Source organism: Rossellomorea marisflavi (genome assembly GCF_022170785.1).
GTDB classification, from domain to species: domain Bacteria; phylum Bacillota; class Bacilli; order Bacillales; family Bacillaceae_B; genus Rossellomorea; species Rossellomorea marisflavi_B.
This window is the reverse complement of sequence record NZ_CP081870.1, coordinates 1,649,079-1,668,984: the sequence shown is the minus strand read 5'-3', so window position 1 is coordinate 1,668,984 and position 19,906 is coordinate 1,649,079. Positions and strand designations below refer to the sequence as shown.

The window sequence follows — 19,906 nt, the reverse complement described above, 5'->3', positions numbered from 1 at the left end:
ACAGTCTGCATATGTTCACAACCCCTTGGCGATAATTAACAATGAAATGAAGGTTTTACCCATAGTATCCTAGGGAAAGTATGAATGAAACAATGAAATCGTTAAAGTTGGTGAGCCTATGAAACAGCGTGATTCATATTTTGATAATGCTAAATTCATCCTGATCTTTCTCGTCGTATTCGGTCACATCATCCGGTCGTATATTGAAAAAGATCCCGTCATCCTTTCCCTTTATAAAACCATCTATACCTTTCACATGCCGGCATTCATCCTGCTTGCAGGATTCTTTGCCAAAGGGTTTTATAAGAAAGGCTATATCCAGAAGCTGGCGAAAAAACTCATTTTGCCTTATATCGTGTTCCAGTTGATCTATACCGTGTACTATTATTTCCTATATGACAGCTCCACCCTTGAGGTCGATCCACTGACGCCACACTGGTCCCTGTGGTTCCTCATCAGCCTGTTCTGCTGGAACGCCCTGCTTTATGCATTCATCAAATGGTTTAAATTCGGTCCTGCGGCAGGACTGACAGTTGCATTTTCACTTGGCCTGATCGTCGGATTCGCAGACAGTATCTCGAGTACGCTCAGTTTGTCGAGGACATTCGTATTCTTCCCGATGTTCCTCCTCGGTTACTATCTGAAAAAAGAGCACTTCGATTACTTCAAAACGTCACAGATGCGCTTGGCAGCCGGTCTGACATTCATCATTGTCTTCCTGGGAATGTTCCTCATACCGGAATTTTCGGACAAATGGCTCCTTGGGTCTAAACCTTATGGCGACTTCAACTGGAATAACCTGTACGGAATGGGGATTCGAGCTGCCGTATACGCACTGAATATCATCATGATCTTCAGCTTTTTCTCCTTCGTGCCGACCAAGCAGCAGTTCTTCACGAAATGGGGTAAGAACACCCTCTATGTGTACCTCCTGCATGGATTCCTTGTCAGATTGTTCAGGGTCAGTGCGCTGAAGGATGAAATCAACCCTACCACAAGCATCCTCGTCCTGCTCGGCGTGTCACTTATATTAACGATGCTGTTTTCGACCAAGTTCTTTACGAGCCTGACTCAGCCTCTCGTCGAGTTCAGGACCTCCCGATTTCAAAAGTTATTTTCAAAAAAAGAAATCAACACAAGATAAAACCCAATAGAAAGGGCTGGCTCATTGAGTCAGTCCCTTTTTGGTGGATGAAATGGAACAAAACGAAAATATCTCCCATTTCCCCACTATATGTCATTTCATATGGTTTTATAATACTATTCGAAATCTTTCATCGAAATCCTCCCTTGGAATACAATAAATTTGAATTGATTTTAGACAAAGATTGAGCTTTTTCGCCTTCTCCGCTACAATGGGAACAGTGTGATGCAGTGACCTCGATTGATGAGGAAATAAAGGAGTACAGGTATGAAGAAAGTGGTTTTAAGTACATTGAACGCTAAATATATCCATACAAACCTGGCCATACGTTGCCTGAAAGCATATGCCGAGCCAGACTTTGATGTTGAACTTGCCGAGTATACGATTAAAGATCCCGTCTTGAATATCGCAACCGACTTATTCTCAAAGCGTCCCGACGTCATCGGGTTCAGCTGTTATATATGGAACATCGAAGAAACGATCAACGTCATCGGGATACTGAGAAAGATCATGCCCGACGTCAAGATCATCCTCGGTGGTCCTGAAGTGACCTATGACGTTCCCTACTGGCTCGAACGCCTGACCGATGTGGACTTCATCATTTTGGGTGAAGGAGAGGAATCGTTCAAACAGTTCCTTGTACAAGCCAATGGAGATGAGGACTGGGATAAGGTTGCCGGTATTGCTTATATGAAAGATGACAAGCCCGTCATCCGTCCACAATCGAACAAGATCGACCTTCGTGAGGTTCCCTCTCCGTTCCGATTTGAAGAAGATCTCGATCAGCTTTCAAAACGGGTAACCTATATTGAAACGAGCAGAGGCTGTCCGTTCAGATGCCAATTCTGTTTATCTTCCATTGAAGTCGGTGTCCGTTACTTTGACAGAGAGAAGGTCAAAGAAGATATCAGGTTCCTCATGCAGAACGGGGCCAAAACAATCAAGTTTGTGGACCGGACCTTCAATATCAGCCGAAGCTATGCCATGGAGATGTTCCAATTCCTTATTGATGAGCATCTGCCGGGTACCGTCTTCCAGTTTGAGATCACAGCGGATATCATGCGCCCTGAAGTGATCGAGTTCTTGAATCAGAACGCCCCTGCCGGTTTATTCCGCTTCGAAATCGGCGTGCAGTCCACCAATGATGAGACCAATGATCTCGTGATGAGAAGGCAGAACTATGATAAATTGACAAGGACCGTCACCATGGTCAAAGATGGCGGAAAGATCGACCAGCATTTGGATCTTATCGCCGGACTGCCGGAAGAAGATTATCATTCGTTCAAAAAGACCTTTAATGATGTATTCCAACTAAGGCCGGAAGAGCTTCAGCTCGGCTTCCTGAAGATGCTGAGGGGTACAGGCCTGAGAATACGTGCAAACGATCATCAGTACACCTATATGGACCACTCTCCGTATGAAATACTCGGGAATAATATCCTATCGTTTGACGATATCGTCCGGATCAAACAAGTGGAAGACGTACTGGAAAAATACTGGAACGATCACCGCATGGACCAGACGATTGAATACCTCGTCTCAGAAGTATTCGAGACTCCATTCGATTTCTTCCAGGAGTTCGGTTCCTACTGGGAAGGCAAGGGGTGGTCACGGATCGGTCACCAGCTTGAAGACCTGTTCAAGAGGCTTCGCGAATTCCTCTCGACCAAAGAAGGAGTATCTTTATCGGTTGTTGAAGGCCTTATGAAGTTGGATTATCTCCAAAATCAAAAATACAAGCCGAGAAAACCATGGTGGAGCAACACGATGACCAAGGAACAGCGCTCATCACTCTATCAGGAAATCCTCGCTTCCCCTGTACGCGCGGGTGCAGAATTCATGGAGATGAACCTTTCGGAGAAAGATCTGTATAAGCATACGATGCTGGAGTCCATTACCGGGACAGATGGGAAGGACGGCTATGTCCTCGCCTATTTCGAACCTTCCACAGGTCGCTCCACCCTCTTCCCCGTCGTTGTTTCCTGATTTCTCTTCAAATAAAAAATGTTAAGCGATATCGCTTAACATTTTTTATTTGCTTCTTTTTTCTTTAATTCTTTACGGGATGCTTCCATCAATTTGGCTGCATTCATGTCCCCGAACTCAAGACCGAACTCTTCACGTACGTTCAGTTCGTTTTTCTTTTCATGTTTCTTCATTGTCCATTCCCCTGTTTGCCATGTTTGGAATTGCGGTTTGCAGCCTTCCCTGGATCTTCTCCATTCATGAACTCTGAAGATACTTCTGTTTCCTGTTTATTTTTCTTGGGGGTCTTGTTGTTCTTCTCTGCAGCATCCCATTGGGCTTTTCGTTTCATGTTCATTCAGCTCCTTTAAGGATATCTTCCCCTCAGGTGCTCGGTGACATACAGAAAACGATTGCCAAGAGCGTCTTCAGCATCAACCGATGATCAGACGCTCTTTCGGATAATGATAATTTGCTTTTTTCTCTTTCCCGCCGATCATGAACAGGAATGAAAGGATGCCGACCCGTCCGATGAACATGAGGATCATGATGACACATTTGCCTATGACGCTCAAATCGGGGGTGATTCCAAGGGATAATCCAGTTGTTCCGAAGGCAGAACAAACTTCAAAGATGATTTCAATAAGGGTGTGATCTTCCGTGATGGTCAAAATGATCACAGAGGTGAAGCATAGAAGCACTGCCACCATGGTGACGACCAGGGATTTCAGTACGTCCTGCTGATGGATTTCCCTCCGGAAGATCTTGATGGTCTGATTCCCTTTGGCAAAATGATAAAGGAATAAAAGGTTCAACGCGAAGGTCGTTGTCCTGATTCCCCCTCCAACAGAACTTGGAGAGGCACCGATGAACATCATCCCGCTCAGCATCATGAGCGTCGGAAGTGAAAATTCGGCAAGGTTCATGGTGGCCAGCCCTCCGCTCCTTGTCGATGCCGACTGGAAGAACGCATAGAAGAATGCTTCATGCCAGCTCATCCCTTGGAAAAAGTGATTGAATTCCATCACGATGATCAAAAGGGTACCCACGATGAGCAAAAGTCCGAATGTCGTAGTGGTGATTTTTGTGAATAAAGAAAAATGATGCCGTTTTTTCTCTTTATTCATAATGAAATTCTTGACCTCGATCAATACAGGGAATCCGATGGCCCCCAAGGTGATCAGGATGACTGTTATTACCTGAACAAAATAATCATGCTTGAATGGTATGAAGGATTGACCGGTTATGTCGAAACCGGCATTGGTGGTGGCACTGACGGATGCGAATAATCCGTGCATATATGCTTCCTGCCAAGATGGATAATAACTTAAGAAATAGGTTCCCAATACAACGGCTCCTACGATTTCAATAAGGATGACCAACAGGAGGATCTGCTTGAGCAGATTGACCAATCCCGAAAGATTCATCTGATTCTGATCGGTCATGATCAGCTGTCTTTCTTTGAGCCCGATCCGCTTCCCCAATAACAACCAGAAAAAGGTCCCGAGGGTCATGATTCCGATACCACCGAACTGGAGGACAAAGATCAGAATGAAAATCCCCAGCGTATTGAACGTATCAGGCGTACTGACGACAGCCAGCCCCGTCACGCTTACGGCACTCACCGATGTAAAAAGCGCATCGATGAAACTCCAATCCGCCCCTCTTTTATGAGCCACAGGCAGGCTGAGTAATAAGGTTGAAAGGGTGATCGCCAATAAGTAGTAGGTGACGATCACACGCGTTGGTGTTAGTTTGCTTATATGTAATTTGAGTTTGAGCCACATAGCGTCGTTTCCTTTCCAGTATGGTGATTCCTACCTTATATTAATGAATTCTTGCTGAGAATGAAAGGAAAACCTTTAAATTAGTGTTCCTGAAACTTGATCCTGTGATACCCTGTCCAAACTCTGCAACTTCCTCGAAATTTTACCACACATGAACATCTGCCTTTATCAAATAATATCCTTACAGAAGCATATTGTTTCTAGTACAAACAGACTGGAGGAGACAAGCATGGCACGAAGCAGCAATAAATTATTGGTTCCTGGAGTGGAGCAATACCTTGATCAAGTGAAATATGAAATCGCTCAGGAATTCGGTGTGAACCTTGGTTCAGACACTGTAGCCCGTTCAAACGGATCAGTTGGCGGAGAAATCACTAAGCGTCTGGTACAACAAGCTCAATCACATTTATCTGGACAATCAACTAAATAATTATGGATAACAAAAGCCGGCAGTTTCTGCCGGCTTTTCTTTAAGTGCGCCCGGCATGGGTGTAGTCTATAGGGTGGAAGTCCCGAGCCGTGAAGGCAGTTGTAACGGTTAGCTTAACGCAAGGGTGTCCGGGGTGACCCGGAATCTGAAGGAAGCGAGCGGCAAACCTCCGGTCCGAGGAACACGAATCTCATAGAAGGCTTTCTGCATTGGATGAGTCTGCTTAACAAGGCAAAGTCCAAACTGCCAAAGGTGTAGGAAGTAAATGAGGCGGATAGATGGAGGGAAAGACTGCATTCTTACCCGGGGAGATCTGGCGGGTACGCCTTGAATACTTGGTAACCGGGGAAGTGATTCCCCGCTGAACCGCCAGAAGTCAGCAGAGGTCATAGTACCGGTGTTATCGAGGACGCCGGGAAGGACTGAACAAATAAGAGAGTGTTACGCCCTGGCTCATGGTAGCTGAGAAACTCACAGACAATCGAAAGAGCTATCCGTTAAGAAGTAGCGATGAATCTCGTGAGGGCTTACGGAAGTGTGAGGCAGTGCCATCGAATAAGGAAACGAAACACACGAAGAAAGGAACGATGATGGATGTTGATGAACACGATCCTGTCAAAACCGAACATGCTTAACGCGCTAAAACGTGTGGAGCGTAATAAGGGAAGTCATGGTGTGGACCTAATGCCCGTACAAAACCTACGAAGGCATATCTTACACGAATGGCAAGTGATTCGGGAGAATCTCCTTCAGGGAACCTACAAACCGGACCCGGTACGTCGGATTGAAATCCCGAAATCAGACGGCGGCGTTCGATTGTTAGGGATCCCGACGGTTATGGATCGTATGATTCAACAATCCATAACCCAAGTACTCTCTCTCATATATGATCCCACTTTTTCTAATCACAGCTACGGATTTCGACCCAATCGAAGTGCCCATGATGCGATTAAGAAAGCAAAGGGATATATACGGGACGGATACACATGGGTCGTTGATTTGGACTTGGAAAAGTTCTTTGATCGTGTAAATCACGACAAGCTCATGGGTCTTCTTGCGAAGACTATAGAGGATAAGGTGCTCCTTAGGTTGATCCGTTCTTATCTGAATGCCGGTATCATGATACAAGGGGTGAAGGTCAAAAGTGAGGAAGGAACACCTCAAGGCGGTCCCCTCAGTCCCCTTCTCTCGAATATTGTGTTGAACGAACTGGATAAGGAATTGGAAAGACGAGGTCTGCGTTTCGTACGATACGCAGATGACTGTCAAATCTATGTGCGCACGCCAAAAGCCGGAAAGAGAGTGATGGAATCGGTCACCAGCTTTCTCGAAAAGAAACTGAAGCTCAAGGTCAACCGGGAGAAATCTGCGGTAGCGCCTTCATGGAAGAGAACCTTTCTCGGGTTCAGTTTTATAGCAAGCAGGGAGCCGAAAGTAAGAATCGCGTTAAAAAGCATCAAGCGATTTAAGCAGAAGATCCGTTCTCTCACCTCCAGATCCTCGGGTTGGTCGATGGAAACACGAATTAGGAGACTGAACCAATACATCATGGGATGGGTAGGATATTTCCAACTCGCAGACACACCAAGCGTCTTAAAGAGGATGGACTCTTGGATTAGAAGAAGACTGCGTATGTGTCTGTGGAAGCAATGGAAACGACCCAAAACAAGAATAAGGAAACTTACAGCACTTGGAGTCCCAAGGTGGAAAGCATATGAGTGGGGTCTTTCCCGCAAGGGATATTGGAGAATTGCCCATAGCCCTGTATTGCACAAAACCCTTGATACTTCCTTTTGGAAGTATCAAGGGCTTCTAAGCCTATCACATCGTTACGAAAAGCTTCGTCAAGTATCTTAATTGAACCGCCGTATACTGATCGGTACGTACGGTGGTGTGAGAGGTCGGGGATTAATCATCCCCTCCTACTCGATTCATCTTGTTTATGGTTCTTTTTCCAGCCTTCCTTCTTGCCCCGGTCCTCTCCTCTTTTGCCTGGGTTTTTATCCCCTTTTGAACCTTCTTTTTCCTTCATGTGATGGTCGTGTTTATCTGCTTCCTTCTGTTTGCCGGCCTGTTTGTTCTTTTTTTCCTGCTGGCTCGGGGGTGACCATTCCTCTTGCTTTTTTGTCGTATCTGACTTGTCGTTTCCCCGTTCTTTCTGCTCATGGCGCTTATGAGGCTGAGCAGGTCCTTTTTTCGGTGGGGTGACTTCCTTTTTTTCTTTTTCTTGTTTCCTTTGAGGGTTTGCTTTTTGTTCGGGAACGGCTTCTTTTTCCTCTTCTTTATTTGTATTTTCTTCCCTGCCTGCGGCATCGCTTTTCGTTTTGTCTTTGGCCGGTGGCTGAACAGAAGGCATGTCACCCTCTTTAGGTTCCACCGTCTTCACCTTATCCTCTGGAGCTTCGTCGACCGTCTTCTCTTGCTCCTTCATCAAGTGCCCTGCCGTCACCCCGTTTTCATGGGCCTCTTTCCGTTCTTCCCGGCTGGCTTCTTTATAGGTGATGGTCACGGGTCTCGATTGATTCTCATCTTCGATCATTGTATAAATGCTATTAATAAAGCTCTCTTTGGCTTTTCCGTCTTTTTCTTCAGGAAATGAAGAAGTCATATAGATGTGATCCGTTTCAGTGAAGTATCCCAGCTCTTCACATAAATCAAAGATCTTCGCAGTAACCTTCTCTGCTTTTGAGTTTCGCCACTTATGAAGGGACGATAGGATTTCATCTCCTTCTTCATTGTACGAAACGATATCAAGCACCTGTTTTTCTTCATCCAGCGTCAATTCGAGACTCGGATTGATGTCGAGAGACACGTAGGCATATGCCTTCCTGTCCTCGGTCAATGTGCTTGGAAGCAAGATTAGCAGAAGAGCAAAGACTGCACATGAAGCGAGAAGAACCTTCCAACGCATCCTTCCTGATCGGCGTCGTGCATAGAACCGTTCTCCCGTCACTGGAAAAAACGGGATCTCTTCACCGATTGAATACTGTTGATGAGGATGCTTCTTCCCTTTGATGAACTCCCCTTCAGCGGTCATCATAACGAGGGCGTCCGACTTGATATCCATGATGATCCCTTTTTTCATCAGCCTAACCTGCCTTTTAAGTAATCCTTTAAATAAACATAATCGCCCATCAGAATCAAGCACATGGCGATGATATACTTACGATTCCGTTCTATGGTCTTCCTGCTCACACTTACCGTCTTTTCTAGTTTTTTTATCGGTAAACGCTTTTTCGCCAGTAGGTAGTCCTTGAATTCCATTTCATTTACGACAATCATGGAAATATTGATGGCATTCATCCGTGCATCTTCATGTTTTGGTGAAGCGTCGATCAGATCTTCAAAGGTAAGATTGTATTCTTCCAGCTGTTTCGTGAACTGTAGAATTTCCTCCCGCCTTAGCCTCGCATCCTCTTTTCTCTGGTACTCATCGACTGCTGCAAGCTGCTCGATATGGAGTGACGGAAGATCTTCATCGTCGGTATTGTTCATGTCCACGCTTATATCTTGGTACTTTCCATTTTTCCGGATATAATCAATGACCTTTCTCTTGATGATCACTTCTGAAAAGCTGATGAATGATGAACCTTTTTCAGTATTGTACTTGACGATCGCATCATGAAAAGCGATCAATCCGATGCTGAATTCATCATCGCTCTCGGTAATATATCGTTTACAGACGGAGGATACCGTCTTTTTTATGAATGGCTTGTATTCATCCAACAAACTTGAAAGTAATTCTTCTTCTCCGTTTTGGATCCGGACCGCTTTTTCCTCGATGGTCGTTTTTCTTTTGACCAGCGAGAGTAATAGTAGATTGAGCATCGGTTCCCCTCCATCCTGCACCCTATTATACTAAGAAGCACCCTAGTTTCAAAGGATATACCCACAGGAAAGGGTTGACATTCAACCTTTTGCTGAAAACAATCGATCGATTCTATAAAGGATTTTCGTACAATCCGGAGTTTTTGAGGGGGTCATATGTAATAAAAGGTGGTTGGACGAATTTAGAGACGTATCATTTCATGACGAACACGATCTGTTCCATAAACCGCTCATGATTTCGGTGCAAGACTTCGCTCTCGGCCGGTAGCTCGTGAGCCTCCACGGCAAGCCTGCACATGAGCCCGTAGGAGACTACATCTTTCACTCCAATCAACCGCTAGTAACAATGAAGTATGACTGGTCATAAAACAAATAAAAAACCGGATTCAATTGTCTTAGGCAATTGAATCCGATTTTTACTATGACTATTGTTAAGACCCTGTTTGGGCTGCATTTGCCCGCTTCTTCGACAAGAGGTATCCGCCGATGGAAAGGATGATCAAAACGGTCCAGAAGATCAGTTTCCATACCTTGGACTCTGGGAAATGATGATCCAGTATTGCGACATCCGGATGGGCGAGGGTGAACACGGCAAGCTTGACGCCTACCCAGCCTACGATAAGAAACGCTGTAGATTCCAGAGTGGGGTATTTCTCCAGAAGCTTGACGAACCATGTAGCGGCGAAACGCATGATCACTAGACCGATGACCCCACCAAGGAACATGATGGTAAACTGTCCACCATCGATCCCTCCGACTTCGAACCATCCTGTCGGTCTCAGCGTTACGGCCAGGGCCACTGCGGCAAGCATGGAGTCTACCGCAAAGGCGATATCCGCAAGCTCGACTTTCAGGACAGTCATCCAGAAACCTGATCCTTTATTCTCGGCGTTATCAACAGCCCCTTCACCCTTACGCTTCTTGATGAAGTGATGGATGGCGACGTAGAACAGGTAGATGGCTCCGATTGCCTGCACCTGCCAAACATTTACAAGGAATGAGATGAGGAAAAGGGCGGCGAAACGGAAGATGAAGGCTCCCATCAATCCATAGAACAACGCTTTCTTCCGCTGCTCTTCAGGTAGATGTTTGACCATGACGGCCATGACGACTGCATTGTCGGCTGCAAGGATTCCTTCCAGACCGATGAGGATGAGGAGTACCCATCCATATTCTAATAACATTGATGCATCCATACTATAAGTCCCTCCCAATGATAAAGTTAGTTTTCCATTAGGCAAGGAATTTTATCAAAAGAAAAAGACCCTTGCCTAAATAAGGCAAAGGTCTTGCTTAGCATAGTTGATATGCCAACAAAGCCGATGGGCAGAACCCATGAACTGACGACTTTGTTTAGGTGTGAACCTATAGCTACTCCCCTTTGACAGGTAGAAAACGTTTAATTTTATACCTGAATCGTACCTTATTTCCCTCATAAAGTAAAGAAATAAATTTATCTGGTGAACCGGATCACGATGGCCCTGACCAAAAAGCCGACCGCCACGCCAGGAATGACGAACAGCATCGGCAGGAAAATGGGTCCGATGAATGCTCCGAACAGGTGGACCTTCGGGGAAACCATCAGGCCGACCGTCACAAAGTATGCCGAAAAAACAAACGGAAGATAGCTGAGCTTTTCCTTTTCGTTTGAAGCAATCTTATACGCATCCCACATAGCGAACATGTATAAACATGGATAGAACATCAGCCACTGATAATCGATGACCCCAGCAGCTTTTTTTGTCTCACCTAAAAAACTGTACATGATGGCCAGGTTGAAGTCGCTCATGACATTGATGAAAATCTCCAAAAGGACCAGGAGTGCCCCTTTGAACCACAATCCGACGAGAAGCTGAGGAAAGCCAGGCAGTGCAATGCTCCAAAGAATGGCTTCAAGTTTTGTGATGGATGTTTTCACGCGGCATCTGCCTCACGTTCACTGGTAATGGGTGATGGATGGAAAATGGCATTCTGGACTCCTCCTAGCTTCTTCTCCCCCTATTGTGACCAATCTCCTCCTAAATATGTCAGCAGACATCAATTCTGTCACTTATGTAGGCGACCGTTCCGATTGCTTCACATCGTTCACCAGCAAAAAAACCGAACCCTTTGAAGATCCGGCTCCATTACTTATTCCATTCTTTTCCTTGTTGCTCTTCTTCGTGTCTCTTTATCAAAAAGGCTGTAAATGACGGGAATGATGTACACAGTCAAAAGCGTACTGGTGAGTAACCCTCCAATTACGGCAATGGCCATTGGCTGATTGATTTCTGTCCCTTCACCCAATCCGAGGGCAAGAGGCACCAGTCCAAGAATCGTCGTCAACGCCGTCATGAGTATCGGGCGGATCCGGTCCTGTGCAGACGTAACAATGGCATCAAAGCTCCCCATTCCGTCTTCCTTACGCTGTTTGATGTAATCAACGATGACGATGGCATTGTTCACGACGATACCTGCAAGTATGATCACTCCGATCACAGCTGGAACGCTGATAGGGGTATCTGTCAGCAATAAGGCCAATGCGACTCCGATGACCATGAGCGGAACTGTGAACATGATAACAAACGGATATTTAAATGACTCAAACTGTGCTGCCATGACCATGTATACCAAGACAAGAGCCAATACAAGAGCTAGGATCATGTCATTGATTGAATCGTCAAGAAGCTCTTTTTCCCCAGAGAAGGATACTTGTGTTTCATCAGGAAGGTCGAGCTTATCGATTTCTTTTTCCACCTTATTGGATATCGTTCCTAGGTTCGTATCAGAAGAATAATTGACAGTGAATTGAACAGCCGACTGCTGATCGATCCGTTTGATGCTCACCGGTCCGTCTTCAATGGAGAAATCAACGACAGAGTCCAGCTTGATGAATTTCCCCTGACCATTAGGTATCAGGAGTTTCTTCAACGAATCCAGGTTTTCCGTGATGTCACGATCATATTTAACAAATACGCTAACGACTTCTGAGTCGTCTGTGACAATCTGTGTAGCCGTTACCCCTCTGGTCACATCCTGAACCAACGAGCCGATTTGGGAAGGAGCGAGTCCTTGATCGAGTGCCTTCCCGCGGTCAACCTTCATCTGGACTTCTTTGATCGTTTCCATGCGATCCGTTGTGACTTCGTTTACGTCATCCATCCCATCTAATTTTTTTTGAAGCTTTTCAACTCCATCATCCAGCCGCTTCTCATTTGTATCTCTCAGATTGAAGGTAAGGGTCTGAGGGCTGGAACCGGAAGTGGATTGTAGATTGAATACGATGTTTGCCGTATCATTTTGTTCTTGAGCCGCTTTCTCCAGCTTCGGTTTTACTTCATCGGCAAATGAAAAGATGGACTGTTCACGTTCGTCAAAAGGCTTCATCTTCACATAAATTTCTGCAATATTCCCTGACTTGCCTCCCCTGAATGACTGCTCTTGATCAGTCCCCACGAGGCTGACAGCTGTCTGTACGTTCGTTTCGTTTTCAAGTTTTTCTTCGATCGCTTTGACTACTGCGTTTGTTTCATTGACCGAAGAACCGTTCTCGAGTTCTACCCTCATGGTGAAGAATCCTTCATCTGTAGCCGGCAGGAATTCCGTACCAACCTTTGTGGCTCCCCAGCTGCTCATGCCGAGCAGGATGAGGGTAGCCAGGAGGACAATGGTTCGATGGGACAGGGTCCACTCCACCGATCGCTTGAACCGGCTACGGGACTTCGATCTTCTTCTTCTTGCTTCAAGATTCCCCTTAGGCTCCTTGAGCATGCGGCTTGCCATCATCGGTACAACGGTCAGGGCCACAACAAGTGAGGCGAAGAGGCTGAAGGATATGGTCAAGGCAAATTCAGTGAAGATTTCCCCTATGAGGCCGGAAATGAACACGACAGGAAGGAAAACAGCGACGGTTGTCAGTGTGGAAGCCGTGATGGCTCCTCCCACTTCCTTCGCCCCTTCACTGGCTGCCTGTTTACGTGATTTCCCCATGGCAAGGTGCCTGTAGATGTTTTCAATGACGACAATCGAGTTATCGACCAGCATACCGATACCGAGTGCGAGGGCACCAAGGGTCATGATATTCAGGCTGAAGCCTGCAAAGAACATCAGAACAAACGTCACGACCACCGAATACGGAATGGAAACGCCTACGATCAAAGGACTTCTGACATTCCTCAAGAAGAGGAAGAGGACGATCATGGCAAACACGCCGCCGAGAAGGAGGGAATTCGTTATGCTTCCGATGGCGTCGGTAATATAATCTCCTTGGTCGAACAATACTTCTGCATCTACATCTTTATACTGTTCCTGTTTCAGAAGGGCATCCAATTCCTTCTGGAATGCCTTTGACACCGTAGCAGTATTGGCATCCGATTGCTGAAGCACGCTGAACAGCACTGCGGACTCTTGATCAGCCCGGGTGTATGTATTATCATCAACCGGCTTCATTTCCACTTCTGCTACATCGGAAAGGGGAATTTTCTTACCCGTTTTGGGATCGACAGTTACGGTGAGTCCTTTGATTTCCTTCACGGACTTCAGTTCACTCATGACACGTGTCGTGAGTGTCTTTCCGTCCGTATCGATTGTATCTCCCGGAGACGTGATGTTATTGCTGCGAAGGGTATTCACGACATCATTCTGGCTCAACCCTTTTTTCTCAAGAGCTTCCTGATCAAGATTGACGGTGATTTCATCATCAAACGAACCCGTGACATTTACGTTGGCGACTCCTGGTACACGGTTGAGTTCGAGCTTCATCCGCTCCGCCAACGTCCGTAGGGCATTATTGTCCCCATCCGCTTTCAGTGAAAACTGGATGATGGGGAATTGGGCCGGGTCGAATTTGAGGAACCTCGGCTTTTCTGCTTCGTCCGGAAGCGGTGCCTGATCAATCCGCTGCAGTACATCATTCTCGATTTCTTCAATGGATGTGGACCATGAGAACTCCATAAGGATGAAATTCGATCCTTCTTGCGCAGTCGATTGGACGTTTTTCAAGCCCGGCAGTGTGGAAAGGCTTTCTTCAAGGGGCTTCGTTACTTTTTCCACCACTTCCTGTGGTCCTGCCCCTGGGTATGATGTTACGACCACTCCGACAGGTGGATTAAGATCCGGGATCAGCTTAAGGGGGATCCTCGACAGGGATACCCCTCCAAGAATCAGGATCAGGATCATGGTGACGATTGTGAATACCGGTCTACGTATGGAAAAATCACTTATTTTCAAACGGTGTCTTTCCCCTTTCTCTATTATCTTGTTGATAGTATCAACTATAAAGGGTAAAGGAAAATCCTTCAATCTATAAGATGCCACCGCATCATATTGTGCGCCTATCGTCATAATTCCTATCTTTCTGCAAACAATACACATAACCTCTCATGTAAGGAGAACGAATGATGACCAATTCCCTCCCGTTTTTGATTCTCGTCATACTTTCATTGATGGTCCTCGGGTTCCTCATGATGACAAATCGGGATCAAGCCGGTAGGATCATCGTCTTCTGGCTTTTCATCTCTGGATTGGCTTATGTGTTTGAGTTCCTTATTTTCATACTCGGGGGAAGTTATGAATACGATCCCGCCATCCTTTCCAATCAATATAATGACAGCGTACTCGGTTCCATCAGCTCCCAAGCGTTTTCAGTACCTATTTCCCTGACCGTCATCGCCGTCAAGCGTTTGAAGTTCGGCTGGATCCTGGTTATCATCGCTTTCTTTTACTTCATCGAAAGTTGGTTCGTATTAGTAGGCATATACGAACATTTCTGGTGGAAAAGCATCTATACGAGCATATTCCTCCTCCTCGGGGCTTACCTTTCAAAAAAATGGTGGAAGAGGATGGCAGACCCGGGGTTGGAGAAACTTCATTTTATCACGCTCTATTTTTCACTGTCCGTGCTTACTCTTTCCATTTCATGGATTTTGTCCCCGTTGCTTGATCTTTACAAAATACCCTTGTCCCTCTTTTCAGACGAGATGAGGAATTCCATAACGGGGAACAGCATTTATTCGTGGGTATGCAACTACCTCTACACCCTGGCGATCTTTTATCGTCCAAACAATATAGTGGCGTTCTGGATCACCTTGTTGATCCTGATGACCCTCGATTATGCACTGATTCATTTCAACTTCTTAGCAGTTCGTGGGGTGGGTGGAATCATCACATTACCCCTTTTCCATATCGCCATGCTTCTTCTAGGTAAGAAGCTTTTCTCCTGGTATGGACATGCGCTAAAAAAAAACCGCTGAGCATTAACGCTCAGCGGTTTTTCCGTCAGTTTTCGTAATCGTCCAACCCGTGAAGCCGAATAGGATGGTCAGGATGGGAGACAGAAGGCAGAAGAATGCAAAAGGAAGATAGGTGAGTGTCGGTACACCTAGCACCTCTGCAATGAAGATACCGCTCACGCCCCACGGTACTAGGGCGTTGATGACCGTTCCGGCATCTTCAAGAGTCCTGGAAAGATTCTTAGGATGAAGCCCGATTTTTTTATACTGCTCCTGGAATGCTTCTCCCGTCAACAAGATGGAAAGGTATTGTTCCCCAATGGCAAAGTTCAAACCGATTGCCGTCAAAGCCGTAGTAAAGATTGTTCTGCTTGCAGACTGAAGGATGGAGCTGACTTTCTCCAAGAGGACCGGTATGATCCCCAGCTTGAATAGAAGTCCCCCAAGGCTCAGAGACAGGATGACAAGTCCGATGGTAAACATCATGCTGTCGATCCCTCCTCTTGTTAACAGTGAATCAAGGGCTTCATTTCCAGACTTTGAAACATATCCGGAGAACAGGGCATTCAAGATTGCCTTTCCCCCTATCATTCCGTGAATGAAGGCAAGGCCGGTTGACACGACAATATTAATGGCAAGCGTCAGCAAAGCAGGAATCTTCATCATCACCATGACGACAAGCAGGAGCAGCGGGATTAGACTATACCAATGGATAACTCCCGTATCCCCCAATGCCTGTTTAAGGGCATCCAGATCTCCAAGACCTGCACTCTTTCCGTCCGGTGATAAAACGGCAAACAGGATCACCGAAATGATGAAGGCGGGGATCGTGGTCCATGCCATATTCCTTATGTGTTCAAAAAGGTCAACCTTCACGACGGAAGATGCAAGATTCGTGGTATCGGATAATGGTGACATCTTATCCCCGAAAAACGCCCCGGAAACGATGGCACCGGCTGTGATCCCCATGGATAACCCCATGGTTTCAGAAATCCCGATGATAGCGACACCGATGGTTGCCGCTGTAGTCAAAGAGCTACCAACGATGACTCCGCAAAGGGCGGTGATCAAAAAGGCAATGGCATAGAAATAAGCGGGGGTGAGAAAAGAAAATCCACCATACATGATGGTCTGGATCGTACCGCTCGTTAGCCAGCTCCCCACGAGCATCCCAATGAATATGAACAGGAGAATGGCACCCAGACCTCCTTGAATGCCTGAAATCATTCCTTCTTCGATTGATTTAAAGGAGACCTTTTTCACCAATCCGTAAATGGTAAGAAGGATGAGGGCAACGGCAATGGGGATATGAGGAACCGTCTCCAGTTTGATGAGAAAGGTGCCGATCATGGACAGAACCATGATGAGAATGAAGGCAGCTTCCCAGACTTTTGGCCTGTTTGAAATATGTTTGTTCAACGTATGTCACTTCCTTATCTATGCTGTTTAGCGGGAAAGGACGAAAAAAAGAACCCTCTCCCTGAAATAGGGACGAAGAGCTCTCCGCGGTACCACCCTAATTGGAACGGCCTTTAGCTGGTAACACCTAAGGTCCATCCCCACTCTATCTTTCCGATCCCTTTTTAGAGGTTTCCCTCCAGAAGCAGTGTAATTCACTTAAAAGGAACTCAAGGCTTTCACCAAACCGCCTGATCTCTGATTGCTGTTCCCCTCAACCTACTATGCTGGTTCAAGATCGTTTACTCTCACTATTTTCCTTAAACGCTTTTAAGCGCTAAAGTAATATATGAGTATTTTATCATGGTTTTCATTTTTGTCAATCAAAAGTGAATGAAGGAATCAATGGACGTTCCATCGGCTTCCCTATGAAATAACCTTGAGCAAGATCGATACCGATGCTTCGGCAATACTCGAGTTCTTCCTTTCTCTCGATTCCTTCCCCTAACACCGTGATGCCTCGTTCGCGTGCCAGATGGATGATTTTCCGCAGAAAGGCCTGCTTGTCTGGACTCTCATCGCAATGATCGATATAGGAGCGGTCGATTTTCACATAATCGGGATTCAGGAGGGTAAGGAGTTCAGGATCGGCAAATCCGGAGCCCACATCGTCGAGTGCGACCCTCATTCCTTCCCTTTTATATACATTCAATACCTTCTTCAAATGATCAATATCTTCGATTTTTTCGGTTTCTACGACCTCGAACACGAGATCATTCGGGTCGACTCCGAAATCTTCTACGATCTGGAATGTGTGACGCAAACAAAATTCCGGATTGTAGATGGTGGATGGAAGGAAATTGATAAAGCTTTTCACACCGCGCGGAACGTATTTACTCTTCGCCTCTATGGCTGCACGCCTCGCTTTCTGATCAAGCATGGAGTGGAATCCTGTAAGAGATGCCGCTTTGAATAAAAGCCCTGGATTCAATGTCCTTGAATTACTCCTCAGCAATGATTCATATCCGTAAATTTCTCCCGATGCAACATTGATAATAGGCTGGAGATGGCTGATGAATCTCTCAGACTGAATTAACGTGACGACCTCTTCATATTTAAGTCGGTAGTGGAGTTCAGAAGCGGTCATCTGGTGTTTGCCATTTAGATGAACTTGAATTTCATCGGAATGCTCGGCAAGTGACTTGGCCACCCCCTCCAACTCCTCCTTGGACCGATAGATAAACGCTTGCCCGATCGATGGTACATTCAATTGTCCTTTGGATTCATACTGCATGGTCACACCGCAATGGATGCACGTGGTTTTCATATGTCTCCCTCATTTCACAAGTCTTTCCTACAATACTAAATCTTTTTACCTATATAAAGCCAGTTATTTCACTTTATATATTGAAAAATCTTCGTATACGCCTGCATCCACCTTTGAAAACCAGACCATTTACCCCCTCATATCATTATTTACCTTTTTACTGTCTCTTGCATGAGTCAGGTATGCAAAAAAGCCGCAGCAACATGCTGCGACTTTTTCCTTATAGCAAGCTATACAGTTTGATTTCAGGGTGTTTATCCTGGAACCATCTCATGGCAAAGTCATTTTCAAACAAGAAGACCATCTGTCCATGACGATCCTTCACCAGCATGCTTCGCTGACTGGACATCGTGTCCTTCACGTCTTCCTCGTTCTCGATCCAGCGTGCGATTTTGGAACCGACGGATTCCATCTTCACATCTACATTGTACTCATTCTTCATCCGGTGCTCGAATACCTCGAATTGGAGCTGTCCGACAGCCCCAAGGATGACATCCTCTGTACGCGTTTTATAGTACTGGATGGCTCCTTCTTGGACAAGTTGAAGGATCCCTTTTTGGAAGTGCTTCTGCTTCATGACGTTCCTTGCTGTCACCCGTACGAATAATTCAGGAGTGAACTGTGGCAGTTTCTCATACTGGAAGTTCTTCTTCCCTTGGACAAGGGTATCTCCGATCTGGTAGGTCCCGGTATCGTATACCCCGATGATGTCCCCGCTGACCGCTTCATTCACGGTGCTTCGATCATCTGCAAGGAACTGGGTCGACTGACTGAGCTTGATCGGCTTGCCTGTTCGAGGCAGATTGACCGTCATCCCACGCTCAAACTGACCCGAGCAAATCCGTACGAAGGCGATCCTGTCACGGTGGGCAGGGTTCATATTCGCCTGGATCTTGAATACGAATCCGGAGAACTCATCTGCTGTCGGTTCAATTTCTCCAGCATCCGAATTTCTCGGTTGAGGAGAAGGAGCGAACTGCAGATACGTTTCAAGGAATGTCTGTACCCCGAAGTTCGTCAAGGCACTTCCGAAAAATACAGGAGAGAGTTCTCCTGAGGCGATCCTGTCCTTCGAGAACTCATTTCCTGCTTCGTTCAATAGAAGGATATCCTCAAGTGCCTGCTGGTACAAGCCGCTTTCAGTCAGTGGATGTTCACCGGCAATCTCTCCTTCGTCATTCAGGGAAATGAAGCGATCATCTTCCTCGACACGGAATTGTTCGATGCGATTATGGAAACGATCATAAATGCCGAGGAATTCTTTCCCCATTCCGATCGGCCAGTTCATAGGGTAAGATTGGATCCCCAGTACTTCTTCGAGCTCTTCCAACAGTTCCAACGGTTCGCGTCCCTGACGGTCAAGTTTATTGATGAAAGTGAAGATCGGAATCCCTCTCATACGGCATACTTTGAACAGCTTAAGCGTCTGTGCCTCGATCCCTTTTGCGGAATCGATGATCATCACGGCACTATCAACGGCCATGAGGGTCCGGTACGTATCTTCGGAGAAATCCTGGTGACCAGGGGTATCAAGGATGTTGACGCGGAAATCGTTATAGTCGAAGGCCATGACGGAACTTGTGACCGAGATTCCCCGCTGTTTTTCAATTTCCATCCAGTCGGAAGTGGCATACTTCCCGGTCTTTTTCCCTTTGACCGTCCCGGCTGCGCGGATGGCTCCCCCGAACAGCAGCAGTTGCTCTGTCAGAGTCGTTTTACCGGCATCCGGATGGGATATGATCGCAAATGTACGTCTTGATTTTACTTCTTCAATAAAGTCTATTTTCATTAGTTCTTTCCTTTCTTGTCGTACTCACT

Annotated in this window: 18 protein-coding genes and 1 riboswitch; of the genes, 6 read left to right on the top strand and 12 right to left on the bottom strand. The window is 46.1% G+C overall.

Going from position 1 to position 19,906, the window contains the following annotated elements; genetic code table 11:
* Positions 1-118 precede the first annotated feature (118 nt).
* Together K6T23_RS08885 and K6T23_RS08880 are read left to right on the top strand one after the other, a co-directional pair.
* Positions 119-1,144 carry an acyltransferase family protein gene (locus K6T23_RS08885; RefSeq protein WP_056537680.1) on the top strand — a complete coding sequence of 342 codons (1,026 nt, stop codon included), beginning with the start codon at positions 119-121 and terminating at the stop codon, positions 1,142-1,144.
* A 267-nt stretch (positions 1,145-1,411) separates the two neighbouring features.
* The gene (locus K6T23_RS08880) at positions 1,412-3,130 is read left to right on the top strand and encodes a B12-binding domain-containing radical SAM protein (protein ID WP_056537682.1); all 1,719 of its coding nucleotides are present in this window, start codon (positions 1,412-1,414) and stop codon (positions 3,128-3,130) included.
* A 35-nt stretch (positions 3,131-3,165) separates the two neighbouring features.
* Here the strand turns inward: K6T23_RS08880 and K6T23_RS08875 are convergent, their stop codons facing one another.
* The 3 genes from K6T23_RS08875 to K6T23_RS08865 all read right to left on the bottom strand — a co-directional run bounded on the left by K6T23_RS08875 (position 3,166) and on the right by K6T23_RS08865 (position 4,896).
* Positions 3,166-3,303: a hypothetical protein gene (locus K6T23_RS08875; RefSeq protein ID WP_162838950.1), complete on the bottom strand. Its 138-nt coding sequence runs from the start codon at positions 3,301-3,303 to the stop codon at positions 3,166-3,168.
* A complete protein-coding gene (locus K6T23_RS08870; RefSeq protein WP_164468453.1) occupies positions 3,300-3,461 on the bottom strand; it encodes a hypothetical protein in 162 nt (53 codons plus the stop codon). Before K6T23_RS08870 ends, K6T23_RS08875 begins: the two co-directional genes overlap by 4 nt.
* Before the next feature lie 82 nt (positions 3,462-3,543).
* Positions 3,544-4,896, bottom strand: coding sequence for a TrkH family potassium uptake protein (locus K6T23_RS08865; RefSeq protein ID WP_056537684.1), 1,353 nt, complete (start codon positions 4,894-4,896; stop codon positions 3,544-3,546).
* Between the two features lie 229 nt (positions 4,897-5,125).
* On the opposite strand from K6T23_RS08865, the gene K6T23_RS08860 reads away from it, so the two are divergent.
* From K6T23_RS08860 to ltrA, 3 genes are all read left to right on the top strand, one after another.
* Positions 5,126-5,326, top strand: a complete 201-nt coding sequence (locus K6T23_RS08860) for an alpha/beta-type small acid-soluble spore protein (RefSeq protein ID WP_048004262.1) — start codon at positions 5,126-5,128, stop codon at positions 5,324-5,326.
* 455 nt (positions 5,327-5,781) lie between these two features.
* Positions 5,782-5,961 carry a hypothetical protein gene (locus K6T23_RS08855; protein ID WP_187443174.1) on the top strand — a complete coding sequence of 60 codons (180 nt, stop codon included), beginning with the start codon at positions 5,782-5,784 and terminating at the stop codon, positions 5,959-5,961.
* The gene (ltrA, locus tag K6T23_RS08850) at positions 5,921-7,183 is read left to right on the top strand and encodes a group II intron reverse transcriptase/maturase (RefSeq protein WP_238281298.1); all 1,263 of its coding nucleotides are present in this window, start codon (positions 5,921-5,923) and stop codon (positions 7,181-7,183) included. The genes K6T23_RS08855 and ltrA overlap by 41 nt, the downstream gene beginning before the upstream one ends.
* 55 nt (positions 7,184-7,238) lie before the next feature.
* Here ltrA and K6T23_RS08845 read toward each other — a convergent pair whose 3' ends face one another.
* From K6T23_RS08845 to K6T23_RS08825, 6 genes are all read right to left on the bottom strand, one after another.
* Positions 7,239-8,411 (bottom strand): anti-sigma factor domain-containing protein, encoded by a 1,173-nt coding sequence (locus K6T23_RS08845; RefSeq protein ID WP_238284178.1) that lies wholly within the window; start codon positions 8,409-8,411, stop codon positions 7,239-7,241.
* A complete protein-coding gene (gene sigI, locus K6T23_RS08840; protein WP_056537691.1) occupies positions 8,411-9,154 on the bottom strand; it encodes an RNA polymerase sigma factor SigI in 744 nt (247 codons plus the stop codon). Before sigI ends, K6T23_RS08845 begins: the two co-directional genes overlap by 1 nt.
* 193 nt (positions 9,155-9,347) lie before the next feature.
* Complete coding sequence (locus K6T23_RS22185) at positions 9,348-9,479, bottom strand: hypothetical protein (RefSeq protein ID WP_258523378.1); 132 nt, start codon at positions 9,477-9,479, stop codon at positions 9,348-9,350.
* Positions 9,480-9,585: 106 nt separating this feature from the next.
* Positions 9,586-10,350 (bottom strand): TerC family protein, encoded by a 765-nt coding sequence (locus tag K6T23_RS08835; RefSeq protein ID WP_238284177.1) that lies wholly within the window; start codon positions 10,348-10,350, stop codon positions 9,586-9,588.
* A 99-nt stretch (positions 10,351-10,449) separates the two neighbouring features.
* A riboswitch (yybP-ykoY riboswitch) is annotated at positions 10,450-10,546 on the bottom strand.
* 61 nt (positions 10,547-10,607) lie between these two features.
* Positions 10,608-11,072, bottom strand: coding sequence for a hypothetical protein (locus K6T23_RS08830; protein WP_187443097.1), 465 nt, complete (start codon positions 11,070-11,072; stop codon positions 10,608-10,610).
* 212 nt (positions 11,073-11,284) lie between these two features.
* The gene (locus K6T23_RS08825; protein WP_238284176.1) at positions 11,285-14,362 is read right to left on the bottom strand and encodes an efflux RND transporter permease subunit; all 3,078 of its coding nucleotides are present in this window, start codon (positions 14,360-14,362) and stop codon (positions 11,285-11,287) included.
* A gap of 167 nt (positions 14,363-14,529) precedes the next feature.
* On the opposite strand from K6T23_RS08825, the gene K6T23_RS08820 reads away from it, so the two are divergent.
* A complete protein-coding gene (locus tag K6T23_RS08820; RefSeq protein ID WP_238284175.1) occupies positions 14,530-15,384 on the top strand; it encodes a hypothetical protein in 855 nt (284 codons plus the stop codon).
* A 3-nt stretch (positions 15,385-15,387) separates the two neighbouring features.
* On the opposite strand, the gene nhaC is transcribed toward K6T23_RS08820, so the two are convergent.
* From nhaC to K6T23_RS08805, 3 genes are all read right to left on the bottom strand, one after another.
* A complete protein-coding gene (gene nhaC / locus K6T23_RS08815) occupies positions 15,388-16,782 on the bottom strand; it encodes a Na+/H+ antiporter NhaC (RefSeq protein WP_238284174.1) in 1,395 nt (464 codons plus the stop codon).
* A gap of 358 nt (positions 16,783-17,140) precedes the next feature.
* Positions 17,141-18,088 carry an EAL domain-containing protein gene (locus K6T23_RS08810; RefSeq protein WP_079515857.1) on the bottom strand — a complete coding sequence of 316 codons (948 nt, stop codon included), beginning with the start codon at positions 18,086-18,088 and terminating at the stop codon, positions 17,141-17,143.
* Positions 18,089-18,308: 220 nt separating this feature from the next.
* Positions 18,309-19,877: a peptide chain release factor 3 gene (locus K6T23_RS08805; RefSeq protein ID WP_079515856.1), complete on the bottom strand. Its 1,569-nt coding sequence runs from the start codon at positions 19,875-19,877 to the stop codon at positions 18,309-18,311.
* Positions 19,878-19,906 lie beyond the last annotated feature (29 nt).

Coding starts and splice junctions, on each gene's coding strand:
- K6T23_RS08885 (WP_056537680.1), top strand. CDS start 119: ATGAAACAGCGTGATTCATATTTTGATAATGCTAAATTCATCCTGATC.
- K6T23_RS08880 (WP_056537682.1), top strand. CDS start 1,412: ATGAAGAAAGTGGTTTTAAGTACATTGAACGCTAAATATATCCATACA.
- K6T23_RS08875 (WP_162838950.1), bottom strand. CDS start 3,303: ATGAAGAAACATGAAAAGAAAAACGAACTGAACGTACGTGAAGAGTTC.
- K6T23_RS08870 (WP_164468453.1), bottom strand. CDS start 3,461: ATGAAACGAAAAGCCCAATGGGATGCTGCAGAGAAGAACAACAAGACC.
- K6T23_RS08865 (WP_056537684.1), bottom strand. CDS start 4,896: ATGTGGCTCAAACTCAAATTACATATAAGCAAACTAACACCAACGCGT.
- K6T23_RS08860 (WP_048004262.1), top strand. CDS start 5,126: ATGGCACGAAGCAGCAATAAATTATTGGTTCCTGGAGTGGAGCAATAC.
- K6T23_RS08855 (WP_187443174.1), top strand. CDS start 5,782: ATGGTAGCTGAGAAACTCACAGACAATCGAAAGAGCTATCCGTTAAGA.
- ltrA (WP_238281298.1), top strand. CDS start 5,921: ATGTTGATGAACACGATCCTGTCAAAACCGAACATGCTTAACGCGCTA.
- K6T23_RS08845 (WP_238284178.1), bottom strand. CDS start 8,411: ATGAAAAAAGGGATCATCATGGATATCAAGTCGGACGCCCTCGTTATG.
- sigI (WP_056537691.1), bottom strand. CDS start 9,154: ATGCTCAATCTACTATTACTCTCGCTGGTCAAAAGAAAAACGACCATC.
- K6T23_RS08835 (WP_238284177.1), bottom strand. CDS start 10,350: ATGGATGCATCAATGTTATTAGAATATGGATGGGTACTCCTCATCCTC.
- K6T23_RS08820 (WP_238284175.1), top strand. CDS start 14,530: ATGATGACCAATTCCCTCCCGTTTTTGATTCTCGTCATACTTTCATTG.
- K6T23_RS08810 (WP_079515857.1), bottom strand. CDS start 18,088: ATGAAAACCACGTGCATCCATTGCGGTGTGACCATGCAGTATGAATCC.
- K6T23_RS08805 (WP_079515856.1), bottom strand. CDS start 19,877: ATGAAAATAGACTTTATTGAAGAAGTAAAATCAAGACGTACATTTGCG.